Raw genomic sequence first — 12,411 nt, forward strand, 5'->3', positions numbered from 1 at the left:
ACTATATTATTATCTATTACAATGAAATAATTATGCAATTTCTTTGCTACTGTCAATTAACATATCAATAACTTTTTCGTTAGAAACCATATTTTCTATAGTTGGTTTTTGAGATTTTAAAACTAAATCAGCAGTTTTTTCTAAATCTTTACCACCATATTGTTTAGCAATTTCTAAAGATTTTTCTTTTAATTCTTCTTCTGTTGCTTTAACATCTTCTTTTTTAATGATTTCTTGTAATACTAAATCTGTTTTAACTCTTTTAGCAGCATTTTCTTTCATGTATTCTCTAACTTTTTCTTCTGAACTGTTAGTAAATTGATAATATGATTTAAGATCTAATCCTTGATATTTTAATCTCATTTCTAAATCTTTTACCATGTTATCTATTTCTTTTTCTACCATAACTTCTGGAATATCAATTTCTGCATTTTCACAAACTGCGTTTAATACAGCTTCTTCATATTCTTTTTTAGTTCTTTCTTCATTTGTTTTTTCCATTTTTGATTTAATATCATTTTTTACTTCTTCTATAGTATCAAATTCAGATACTTCTTTTGCAAACTCATCATCAAGTTCTGGAAGTTCTTTCATTTTGATATCTTTAACTGTTACTTCAAATTTAGCATCTTTTCCGTTTAATTCTTCTCTTCCGTATTTTTCTGGGAAAGTAACATTTATATCTTTTTCTTCATCTTTTTTTAGTCCTACTAATTGGTCTTCAAAGTTATCTATAAATGAACCTGAACCAATTTCTAATTCATAATCTTTTGCTTCTCCGCCTTCAAATGCTTCTTCTCCAACATATCCTTTAAAATCAATTACAGCGATATCGCCTTTTTCGATTTTTCCATCTTCTTTTGTTTGAACTCTTGCATTTTTTTCTTGCATTGCTTTTAGTTCTTCTTCTACTTTTTCATCTTCTACTTTATATTCTACTTTTTTAACTTCTAAACCTTTATATTCTCCTAATTTAACTTCTGGAGTAACTGTAACTTCTGCTGTATAAACAAAATCTTTTCCTTCTCCAATTTCTACTACATCTATTTTAGGATAATCAACAGGTTTTATGTCATTTTCTTCTATAGCTTTAGGATATGTATTTTCACAACAAATATTTATAGCATCTTCATAAAGTACTCCTTCTCCATAGTATCTTTTTACTATATTCATAGGAGCTTTTCCTTTTCTGAATCCTGGAATATTAAATTTTCTTGCATTTTTCTTGAAAGCTTTTCTTAGTGCTTCATTGAATTTTGCACCTTCTACTGTTATTTCTAATTTCACAACATTTTTTTCTATATTTTCCACTTTAACGTTCATTTCATTTATTCCTCCCAATATATTAAATCCTCAATTCAACCATATTATTATATCATACATCTTATACTATTAACATATTTTAAGATACTTTTCAAGTAAATATGTCTATCTACACTAATTTAAAACAGGTTGTAATAGTTATTATATACATTAAATTCATTTTTTACAATATTTAAACTAGTTATTATATAAAAATATTAGCTAGAAAATCCTTAGATTTTTTTAATTCTGAATAATCAACATAATTTTCTTTATAAACTTCTATATTACAAACATTATTATACCCTATATCTTTTAATTTACCATATATATCTTCATATTTTATATTACCATTACCTGGCAAAAGACATATATTTTTTTCATCTCTATCATTTATATGAACATTCATCAAATCTTCTTTCATAATATCAATGTACTTAAGAGGGCTCCCCCCTGATTTATAAGCTTGTTTAATATCTAAAGTATATCCTAACGGATATTTACAGTTTTCTTTTAAAATTTTCAAAAAAGTAGTATTTGAAGACATACACCATGAAACATTCTCCTGGAGTAATGTCATTTCATTTTCTGATGCTATATAACATAGCTCATTATAAACATCAATAACATGTTTTATATCTAAATTTAAAAGATTTGATAGCCTCATACCATGAAAATTATAGTATTTGGCATCTAATTTTTTAACACCTTTGCACACCATTTCAAAAATTTTCAACATATCCCTTTGTCTTCTTTTATATTTATCAAACAAATTTGGCTCAAAAGCTGCTGAAAAAGCATGTATAGAATTTATATAAAAATTATTCTTATCCTTTTCTTCTTTTAATTTTTCTATAAAATCATCTTTATACTCACTATAAGTATTTAAAAACACTTCACCTACATCAAATCCTATATTCTTCATTAGCTTTATAGAATCCTCTGTAAGAACATCTGGATAAAAACATGCTGAGGATATACCAATTTTCATTTTTCCCTCCTAGAACGTCTATCTATGTATATTTAGTCTTTAACTAAATATTCTACTGAGTAACACTTCCATCTGCTTTTAAATATACACTTTTACCATCTGCTGCTACTGTAAGTCCTTTATCTGTTATTTTATCAAATTTTATATTTTCCCCTTGTATAGATTGTAAATATAAATGGCTATTATTTTTAACATCATACTTCCAAACATATTTAGTTGTTTTATTAAACCATGGAAGCTGAGATACATAAGCTATATTATTATCATCTATAAACTTTGGATCACCGCACCATATATATCCTGGTTTAGAACCTAATATAGCATCTTTTTGAAATGCTGTTCCTGAAGTAGAGGTATAATTTTTATTTGTTAAATCTTTTTTACTACCATCTACTCCTATTAAAAACATATTTTGTGTAGCTTTATTATAAGCTATTAATTTGTTTTTACCTGGATTTATATCTGTTAATATATTTTTATTTTTATTTGAATCAATTGATTTTATTTTTTTACTATCATCATAAAAAACTTTAATTTTCACATTTTTATCTAATTCAATTTCGAAGGATTTATCAACTACTTTTTTTTCTTCTTTTACTGTGGCCTTTTTAGTTTGTTTTTCGTCACTTTTTTTGCTTGCTTCTTGTTTTTGTTCTTTTTTAATTTCTTCTTGTTTTGTCTCTTCTTTTATTTGAGTAAGCTTAGCTACTATTTTATCTTTTATTCCAGTACCAAATAATATCAGCATACCTCCTAATATTATAAGCAATACAATGATAAAAACTTTATTTCTCTTTCTTCTTTTCATTCTTCTATCATAGTCTTTACTAAATATACTTGGTTTTGCCACAATAAATTCCTCCTATTTATATTTTATAAAAAATATTATGCTTTCGCCTAATATTAATAATTCTATATGATATCCTTATTTATTATAACTCAAAAATTATAAAATTAATAACAAAATTAAGACAAAATCCTTCAAGATTAATTTAATTTTTAAAAATTATTTACTAGATATTAAAACTTTCTGCAAAATAGGTAATAAAATATCACTAAAAAAAACATTTAACTAAAAATTCTATTTAGTTAAATGTTTATAAATATTTTTTTATTCTATATAATTTTAAGCTTATTTAAATTTTCTACTACCTGGTTTAACACAAGGTATATTTTTCTTACATAATTCACAGTCTTCTTTATCATATGTTTCAATATGAAGTTTACACGCTCCATATATTGGATAATCCACTTTTACCCCTTCACTTCTTCTATCTACTATACAGGCTATTCCTACAACTTCTCCACCTAATTCTTCTATAACCTTAGCTACTTCTGTTGAAGACTTTCCTGTAGTTACAACATCTTCAGATATTATAACTTTATCCCCTTTATTTATTTCAAACCCTCTTCTTATACACATAGTTCCGTCTTTTCTTTCTGCAAATATACCTGGTTTTTTTGTTTGTCTTGCTAGTTCATAAGATACTACAACTCCACCCATTGCAGGTCCAACTATTATATCAAAATCTACATCTTGTAATTTATCTTTTATAACTGAAATAACTTCTGCTGCTTTATCTGGATATTGTAAAAGTTTTGCACATTGACAATATCTTTTGCTATGCTTACCTGATGATAGTAAAAAATGTCCTTCCATTAAAGCATCTACTTCTTTTAATTTATCTATAACATTTATATTACTCATATTATCGCTCCTTAATTATTAATTATTTTATAATTCCTCTTATCTCCTCTAAACTTTTAATGTTTTCTTTTTCCATATATTTTTCTATACCATTTATTATATCTAAAGAAGTGGTTGGTCTAACAAAATTTCCTGTTCCAACTTGAACTGCGGTAGCTCCTGCCATTATAAACTCTATAGCATCTTCAAAAGTCGTTATTCCGCCCATTCCTACAACAGGTATATTAACATTTTTACAAACTTCATATACCATACGAAGAGCTATAGGTTTTATACAAGGCCCTGAAAGACCTGCTGTTATATTATTAAAGACTGCTTTTTTACTTTTTATATCTATAGCTATTGCTTTAAAAGTATTAACTAGAGAAATTCCGTCAGCTCCAGCTTCTTCGCATTTTGAAGCCATATCTATAATATCTTCTGCATTAGGAGAAAGCTTTACTATAAGAGGCTTTTTACAAATTTCTTTGCTCTTTTTAACTACTTCATAAGCAACATCTGATTTAATTCCAAATGCCATTCCTCCATGTTTTACATTAGGACAGGATATATTAAGCTCTATTATGTCTACAGGAGTATCATTTAACTTATCTATAGCTTTTATATAATCTTCTATAGATCCTCCTCCTACATTAGCTAATATAGCAGTATCATAGTTTTTCATATTTTGAAGTTCCTGTTTTATAAATTTATCTACCCCTGGGTTTTGAAGCCCTACACTGTTCATTATTCCTGAAGAAGTTTCGTATATTCTTATGCCGTCATTTCCTTCTTTAGGGTTTAATGTAAGTCCTTTTGTAGATATTCCACCTAATTTTGAAACATCATAAAATTGGTTGTATTCTTCTCCAAATCCAAAGGTTCCTGAAGCTGCTATAACAGGATTTTTTAATTTTACTCCACATAGATTGGTAAGCAAGGTTATATATCCCCTTTCAATATAATATCTTCTCCATTAAATACTGGTCCGTCTTTACAAGTTCTTTTATTTCCAAATCTAGTTTTACAAGTACATACAAGGCAAGCACCTACTCCACAGGCCATCCTTTTTTCCATAGAAACATATATAGGTACTTTTTTATCTCTTGCCATTTTTATGATTTTTTCCATCATAATTTCTGGTCCACAACATAATACTAAATCGTATTTTTCAGGTTTAAATATTTCCGTTACATATCCTTTATGTCCCTTTGATCCATCTTCAGTTGCAATATATATGTTGTCTACTTTATCTTCTATTACATCTACACCATAAACCTCATCTCTAAAGCCTAGGTAAGCATCTAAAGTATCTACCTTAAGACTTTCTAAAAGATATCTCATAGGGGCAACGCCTATACCTCCAGCTACAATAGCAACTTTTCCTTTTATCTTATCTAAATGGAATCCATTTCCTAAAGGGCCCATTATTTCTACACTGTCCCCTTCTTTTAAATAACTTAGGATTTTTGTACCTTTTCCTTCTGCCTTATAAAGAAACTCTAAGGTATTTTCATTTAAACTATGGATACTTATAGGTCTTCCTAATAATAGCTCATTATCCCAGCCTTTTAACATATAAAATTGACCTGGTTTTCCGCTAAAATTTCCTTCTAAAGTTAGATTAAATATATTTGATGTTACCTTTACATTCTTTAAAACATTAGCATTTAAATATTCTGGTTTTATTTTAAACACCACTCTTTCTACATTATTACATACTTAAATTATTTCTCATATTTATAGCTTCTAATCTAGCATATTCTTCAAAGTTTTTCCCTTCTTCATCATGGTTTTTATAAGCTAGAAGTATTCCTCTTGAAGAATTAACTACACCGCCGTTACCTTTATTTAAATATGCTCTTGCAGTTTCAGCTTTTCCACCTTGAGCTCCGTATCCTGGGATTAAGAAAAATGTTTTATCATATTTTTCTCTTAGCATTTTAGCTTCTTCATTAGAAGTACAACCTACAACTGCTCCTATAGAACTGTATCCTGATTTACCTAAAATCTTATCTCCTGTAGCTTTTATTTTCTCTCCTACTGAGTCATAAACTTTTTTCTTATCTTCTAATATTAAATGTTGTATATCTTTTGATCCTTTATTTGAAGTTCTAAGAAGCAAAAATACCCCTTTATTTTTCTTCTCTATGTAAGGCATATATGGCTCTAACGAATCCATTCCCATATAAGGATTAAGTGTTATTATGTCACTTTCAAAATCACCTTCAAAATGGGCTTTAGCATACATTTTAGCAGTATTTGCTATATCTCCTCTTTTTATATCTGCTATAGATACTATTCCTTTTTCTTTTATATAATCTAATGTCTTTTTATAAACTAATAATCCATTGATTCCTAAGGCTTCATAATATGCTATTTGTACTTTATAACAAGAAGCAATGTCAGATGTGGCATCTATTATTCTTTGATTAAATCTAAATATAGCATCCTCTACATAATTAAATTTTTGCAAAAATTTTTTAGGTATATAGCTTATATCTGTATCTAATCCTACACAAACGTTACCTTTTGATTTTACATCTTCGTACAATTTATCTATAATCATAAACCCATCTCCTCAAAATAATTAATTTAAAAGTCCATATCTTTATATACTATATTTCCTTTTTTTAATGTACATTTAATTTTCCCGTATACTTCCATTTCATCAAAAGGTGAATTTTTACCTTTTGAAATAAATTTATCTGCTTCTATTTTATATTTCTTATCTAGATCTATTAAAACCAAGTCAGCTTCTTTTCCGATCTTTATTTCACCTTTATTTATTCCCATAATATCTGCTGGATTCTTGGACATGATTTTAGATAACATATTTAAGCTTAAACTATTTTTTCTCACTAATTCTGTATAACATATAGGGAAAGATGTCTCTATACCAGATATTCCTGGACTACCATTTAATTTATCTTCTTTTGTATGAGGTGCATGATCTGTAGCTATACAATCTACTAATCCTTTTTTTATTGATTCTACTAGAAATTCTCTATCTTCTTCTTTTCTAAGTGGTGGATTAACTCTATATTTTATATCATCAGTTAAAGCTATATGATGTGGTGCAACTTCACAAGTTATATTTATACCTTTGCTTTTAGCATCTATTATATATTCCATAGCTTCTTTAGTACTAACATGAGCTATATGGGTTTTACATTTTGTAAACTGTGCTAAAGTTATATTTCTCCAAGTCATCATATTTTCTGATAACCTAGTATCATCTATAGTAAGATCATGGTTTTCTGAATGACACATTACAATCATATCTTTCTCTTTAGCTTTCATCATAGCTTCCATCATAACTTTGCTATTCATTACATCTTTTCCATCTTCTGATATAACCTTAACCTTATTGTCTAATTTATCTATATGGGAAGTATCTTTTCCATCAAAGTTTTTTGTTATAGATACGGTTTGATGAATATCAACTAACCCTTCTTTTTCACCTTTTTCTAGTACATAATTTACTTCCTTCATGGTACTACATACAGGCTTTGTGTTTGCCATTAGATTAACTGTAGTATACCCTCCACTTACTGCAGCCCTGCTTCCAGTTTTAATGTCTTCTTTATAAGTAAGACCTGGATCACGAAAGTGTACATGCATATCTATAAAGGATGGAAGAAGTGTTAACCCTCTTCCATTAATAACTTTACAATCTTTTCTTAAATCCATACCTATTTCATTTATTATTCCATCTTCTATATAAATATCTCCACAAAAATTTTGAGAACAATCTATTAAGTTAACATTTTTAATAAGAAGATTTTCCATATTTATTCACCTCAATTTATTTAACTAGTACTCTGAATTATTTATCATTTTCATATATTTCATCACAATACTTACATCTGTATTCGCCTTTTTCAGCATCTACTAGGTAAAATTCATGAGTAACATAATCTTCTACAGAAGTTATACATCTAGGATTTTTACATTTTATTATGTTTTCAATAGTTTGAGGCAATTGTAATTTTATTTTTTTATCAATTTTTTCATTTCTTATTACATCTATTGTTATATCAGGATCTATAAATCCTAATACTGTAAAATCTATATCTATAGTATTTTCTATTTTAATAATATCTTTTTTACCTAACTTTTCACTCTCAGCATTCATAATTAGAGCAACTCTATAATCTACACTATCTAGCCCTAAATATTTAAATATTCTTATTCCATGTCCTGATTTTATATGATCAATAACTACTCCGTTTTTTATACTATTTATTGTTAACATTATCTTACCCCCAATAACTTAGCTATTAATGCCATTCTTACATACATTCCAAATTTCGCTTGTTTAAAATAACATCCTCTTGGATCTTCATCTATTTCGTAAGATATTTCATTAACTCTTGGAAGTGGATGGAGTACCATCATATCATCTTTAGCATACTTCATTTTTTCTTTATCTAATATATAACTATCTTTTAATCTTACATAGTCATCTTCATTAAAAAATCTTTCTCTTTGAACTCTTGTCATATAAAGTATGTCTAATTCTCCTAAAACATCTTCCATTTTAGAAGCTTCTCTAAACTCTATATTATTTTTTTCTAAAATTTCTTTTCTCACATAATCTGGTATATTAAGTTCTTCTGGGGATATAAATATGAATTTATTATTATTATATCTAGATAAAGCTTTTACTAAAGAATGTACTGTTCTTCCAAATTTTAAATCTCCACAACATCCTATAGTTAAGTTAGACAAATGTCCTTTAAGCTTTCTTATAGTTAAAAGATCTGTAAGTGTTTGAGTTGGGTGTTGGTGACTACCATCACCTGCATTAATAACTGGAATATTAGAATACATAGATGCTATTGTAGGAGCCCCTTCTTTTGGATGTCTCATAGCAGCTATATCTGCATAACAACCTATTGTTCTAATTGTGTCTGCAACGCTTTCTCCTTTTGATACTGAGCTTGCATTAGGTTCTGAAAATCCTATTATACTTCCACCTAATCTAAGCATAGCAGCTTCAAAACTACATCTTGTTCTTGTACTTGGCTCATAAAATAATGTAGCTAAAATTTTACCATCACATACATGTAAAAATTTCTTTGGATCTTCTATAATTTCATCTGCTAGACTAAAAACCTCTTCTAATTCCTCTAGTGAAAAATCTCTTGGATCTAATAAGTGTCTTCCTTTTAACATTTTAACGACTCCTCCTTTTTAACCTCACTGGATTAAATTTAAAGGTATAAAAAATGCCTTCCCTATCTAGGGAAGGCATGTTTATACTCTTAGTTAAAATTATACATATCTGATTCAATCTATAACTTAATTAGATGTAAAACAAAACTCACTTTGTTTGCTTTCTTCCCTTTCTAGCCTCTCTGGACCAGCATTAAAGGTACCATATTAAATTTATTATTCACATGATAACATATTTTTTTTACTTAGTCAATTAAATCATTTTATTTTTTTAGACATTATAGCTGCACCAATTGCTCCTGCATATCTTCCTAATTCATTACTTTTTACAGTGCTTTCTAATTTACAAGATAACCTATCTACTATATCATTATTATGACTTAATCCTCCAGTTAAAAAGTAATTATTAACTTCAGAATGTTTTTGACATAAAGACTTAACTTTCCCTGTTATAGATTCTAAAATTCCAAAAGCTATATCTTCTCTTTTTTTGCCACTACCTATTAAACTTATAACTTCAGATTCTGCAAATACAGTACACATAGAACTTATAGATACACCACTACCCTTTTGAGCTAAAGAACACATTTCATTTATATCTAATGCTAAAGTATTCGCCATAAGTTCTAAAAATCTTCCTGTTCCAGCTGCACATTTATCATTCATCGTAAAATTAGTAACATTTCCATCTTCTATAGTTATTATTTTTGTATCCTGTCCACCTATGTCTATAACTGTACAATCTTCTCCTAATAAATAATAAGCTCCCTTTCCATGGCAAGTTATTTCTGTTATAGTTTTATCTGCATATGGAACTGATATTCTTCCATAACCTGTAGCTACTATCTTACTATTTTCTTTTGTTACTCCCATTTTATTTAATTTTTTTAATACATCTTTAGATGTCTCTACACTACTCCATCCTGTAGGTTCCACAAAAGTTTTTTTTAAATCTTCATCTTGAAAAACACAAACTTTCGTTGCAGTAGAACCTATATCTATTCCTATATAATACATTCTATCTCTCCTTATATATAGTAATTTTTATGTTTTTTTGTTAAAGATTTCATACCACTTATTCTTACATTATTAGTTTCTATTAAATCTTTTATAAAATCTTCATCTTTCTTTTCATAAGTCATACATATACCACAAGATTTAGATAACTCTCTTGGAGTAGGAACTATAGTATGTTTTATTTTATTTTTCTTTAATAAGCTATTTAATTTCATTCCTTCTGTATGTGAAGGGAAAATTATATAATACTTTGTTTTTTCCATAATATGCACTCCTAAATTGTAAAACTATAATTAAAGGAGTCCTCATATAAGTAATATGAGGACTATAGACTTTATATCATTTCTAAGAAAGCTTCTACTCTTGTTTTTATTTGTCCAGAATCTTCAGTAGAATAATCTGTTTCTATGTGCATTATAGGAATATTATTTTCTTTTAAACTTTTTTCTACATCTTTGTGTTCTATAGCATATGTATGACAAAAAGATAAATTACAATCTATAACTCCATCTACATTGTACTCTTTAGAATATTTTATAATATCATCTATCCTTCCTGTATTTGGAGTAAAACAGGCACAATTAATGTTTAAATATCTATCTCCTAAATTTTTTACTAATTCATCTATAGTATCCCCTTTAGGTGATACTTCATTTTCAAAATATCTTGTACCAGTACAAGTTTCTTCAACAACTACTTCAGCATCTAAACTTTCTATTATTGAATGTAATTTCCAGTTAGGTAATGCCATTGGAGTTCCTGTTATAAGAATTCTTTTCTTATCATTTTCTCTTGAATTTTTAACTCTTTCTTCTAACTCATCACATAATTCATTTAGTTTTTCTGTAAATCTTTTAGGATCATCATAGAAAGCTATTTGACTTATTAATAATGAATCTAATCCACTTATAGGACTTGGACTATTTTTTCTTAAATCATATAATCTTTTAAGTGCTTTTCTTTTTTCATTAGATACTCTAATTCCTTCTTTAAGTCCTTCTACAGTTATCTTATTTCCTGTTATTTCTTCCATTTTTTCTATGAAAAATTTCATTTCTTCTGACCATTTTATGTAATCTTTATATCTTTTCATTTGAGGAAGATCCATTACATGTACAGGAAGATAATTTTCTAATACTTCCCATGCCTTTTTCTTTCCATCACAAGTAGTCTCCCCTACAACCATATCGCAAGATTGAAAATAAGGACATGTTCCTCCTATTTTTGCTCCCATAAAAGCTTTTATAAGTGGGCATAAATTTCTTGGTAAAACCTTTTCTCCATCTTCTACCCAAAACTGTGATCCTGCACATAATCCAACACTTATAGCATTAGCTGCAAGTATTATTTCTTCTGGTACAAAAACACAAAATGTCCCTACTACTTTTCGACCTTCTTTTCTTGCTTCATCTAATTCTTGAATTCTAAGACCATGAACTTCTGATACAACAAAATTAAAATAATTCATGCCTTCCGGTCTATTTTCTTGTGATAAATATGTAGCACCATATAATTCTGGTAAAACAGCACATAATTTATCGTGCTTTTCTAAATCTACCCCTAAATCTGTCCATAATTTTCTATAATCACCCATAATATTCCCTCCAAAACCTTATTTCAACCTTATTTTAACACATAATTATGCCATCAGTTATTTGAATGTAGAATACACTATAGGCCATTTATAAGTATATCTTATAAATTTTATTTTTATTAATTAGGAAGTTATTAAAAGATATAGCCTTAAACAAAAATATTAGCTCTCTACAGCTAAAAATATTTAGAAAAGTTATATATGAAATGAATATATTATTAAAATATAAAAAAATTAAAAGGAAGTTTATTAAAAACTTCCCTTTAACTCTCTACGTAACACTATAAATAAGTTCCTATGGCGCGCTCAGCAGGAGTCGAACCTGCGGCCTACGGATTCGAAGTCCGTCACTCTATCCAACTGAGCTATGAGCGCTTTAAGATTTAATTTAAAACATAAAAATGGAGCGGGTGAAGGGAATCGAACCCTCGTAACCAGCTTGGAAGGCTGGGGCTCTACCATTGAGCTACACCCGCGTATTTTGGAGCGGAAGACGAGATTCGAACTCGCGACGTTCACCTTGGCAAGGTGACGCTCTACCACTGAGCCACTCCCGCATACCTATATATTTAATTAAAATGGTGCAGGTGAAGGGACTCGAACCCCCAAGCCTAAGGCGCTAGATCCTAAGTCTAGTGC

General features: G+C 28.3%; 13 protein-coding genes and 3 tRNA genes. All 16 read right to left on the reverse strand.

Annotation, left to right across the window (positions count from 1 at the left end):
* Positions 1 to 30 precede the first annotated feature (30 nt).
* Entirely contained in the window at positions 31 to 1,323 is a 1,293-nt protein-coding gene (tig, locus tag ABDZ71_RS19535) for a trigger factor (protein ID WP_343764526.1), read from the reverse strand.
* Positions 1,324 to 1,507: 184 nt separating this feature from the next.
* Positions 1,508 to 2,293 (reverse strand): sugar phosphate isomerase/epimerase family protein, encoded by a 786-nt coding sequence (locus tag ABDZ71_RS19540; RefSeq protein ID WP_343764528.1) that lies wholly within the window; start codon positions 2,291 to 2,293, stop codon positions 1,508 to 1,510.
* 52 nt (positions 2,294 to 2,345) lie between these two features.
* Positions 2,346 to 3,143 (reverse strand): tRNA (guanine-N1)-methyltransferase, encoded by a 798-nt coding sequence (locus ABDZ71_RS19545; RefSeq protein ID WP_343764530.1) that lies wholly within the window; start codon positions 3,141 to 3,143, stop codon positions 2,346 to 2,348.
* Positions 3,144 to 3,425: 282 nt separating this feature from the next.
* A complete protein-coding gene (gene pyrE, locus ABDZ71_RS19550; protein WP_343764532.1) occupies positions 3,426 to 4,001 on the reverse strand; it encodes an orotate phosphoribosyltransferase in 576 nt (191 codons plus the stop codon).
* A 22-nt stretch (positions 4,002 to 4,023) separates the two neighbouring features.
* Positions 4,024 to 4,920, reverse strand: a complete 897-nt coding sequence (locus tag ABDZ71_RS19555; RefSeq protein WP_343764534.1) for a dihydroorotate dehydrogenase — start codon at positions 4,918 to 4,920, stop codon at positions 4,024 to 4,026.
* 2 nt (positions 4,921 to 4,922) lie between these two features.
* Complete coding sequence (locus ABDZ71_RS19560) at positions 4,923 to 5,678, reverse strand: dihydroorotate dehydrogenase electron transfer subunit (protein WP_425544732.1); 756 nt, start codon at positions 5,676 to 5,678, stop codon at positions 4,923 to 4,925.
* Positions 5,679 to 5,694: 16 nt separating this feature from the next.
* A complete protein-coding gene (gene pyrF, locus ABDZ71_RS19565; RefSeq protein WP_343764536.1) occupies positions 5,695 to 6,549 on the reverse strand; it encodes an orotidine-5'-phosphate decarboxylase in 855 nt (284 codons plus the stop codon).
* Between the two features lie 26 nt (positions 6,550 to 6,575).
* Positions 6,576 to 7,772, reverse strand: coding sequence for a dihydroorotase (locus ABDZ71_RS19570; protein ID WP_343764538.1), 1,197 nt, complete (start codon positions 7,770 to 7,772; stop codon positions 6,576 to 6,578).
* 37 nt (positions 7,773 to 7,809) lie between these two features.
* Positions 7,810 to 8,238 carry an aspartate carbamoyltransferase regulatory subunit gene (locus ABDZ71_RS19575; RefSeq protein ID WP_343764540.1) on the reverse strand — a complete coding sequence of 143 codons (429 nt, stop codon included), beginning with the start codon at positions 8,236 to 8,238 and terminating at the stop codon, positions 7,810 to 7,812.
* The gene (gene pyrB, locus ABDZ71_RS19580) at positions 8,238 to 9,161 is read right to left on the reverse strand and encodes an aspartate carbamoyltransferase (RefSeq protein WP_343764542.1); all 924 of its coding nucleotides are present in this window, start codon (positions 9,159 to 9,161) and stop codon (positions 8,238 to 8,240) included. The genes ABDZ71_RS19575 and pyrB overlap by 1 nt, the downstream gene beginning before the upstream one ends.
* A gap of 258 nt (positions 9,162 to 9,419) precedes the next feature.
* The gene (locus ABDZ71_RS19585) at positions 9,420 to 10,178 is read right to left on the reverse strand and encodes an acyl-CoA dehydratase activase (protein WP_343764544.1); all 759 of its coding nucleotides are present in this window, start codon (positions 10,176 to 10,178) and stop codon (positions 9,420 to 9,422) included.
* Between the two features lie 11 nt (positions 10,179 to 10,189).
* Entirely contained in the window at positions 10,190 to 10,441 is a 252-nt protein-coding gene (locus ABDZ71_RS19590; protein WP_343764545.1) for a putative Se/S carrier protein, read from the reverse strand.
* Positions 10,442 to 10,512: 71 nt separating this feature from the next.
* On the reverse strand, positions 10,513 to 11,772 hold the full coding sequence (locus ABDZ71_RS19595) for a double-cubane-cluster-containing anaerobic reductase (RefSeq protein WP_343764547.1): 1,260 nt from the start codon (positions 11,770 to 11,772) through the stop codon (positions 10,513 to 10,515).
* A 298-nt stretch (positions 11,773 to 12,070) separates the two neighbouring features.
* A tRNA-Arg gene (locus tag ABDZ71_RS19600) sits at positions 12,071 to 12,147 on the reverse strand.
* 27 nt (positions 12,148 to 12,174) lie between these two features.
* Positions 12,175 to 12,248 (reverse strand) — tRNA-Gly (locus ABDZ71_RS19605).
* Between the two features lie 6 nt (positions 12,249 to 12,254).
* A tRNA-Gly gene (locus ABDZ71_RS19610) sits at positions 12,255 to 12,329 on the reverse strand.
* Positions 12,330 to 12,411 lie beyond the last annotated feature (82 nt).

The organism is Clostridium oceanicum (assembly GCF_039521385.1).
Classification (GTDB): domain Bacteria; phylum Bacillota; class Clostridia; order Clostridiales; family Clostridiaceae; genus Clostridium_F; species Clostridium_F oceanicum.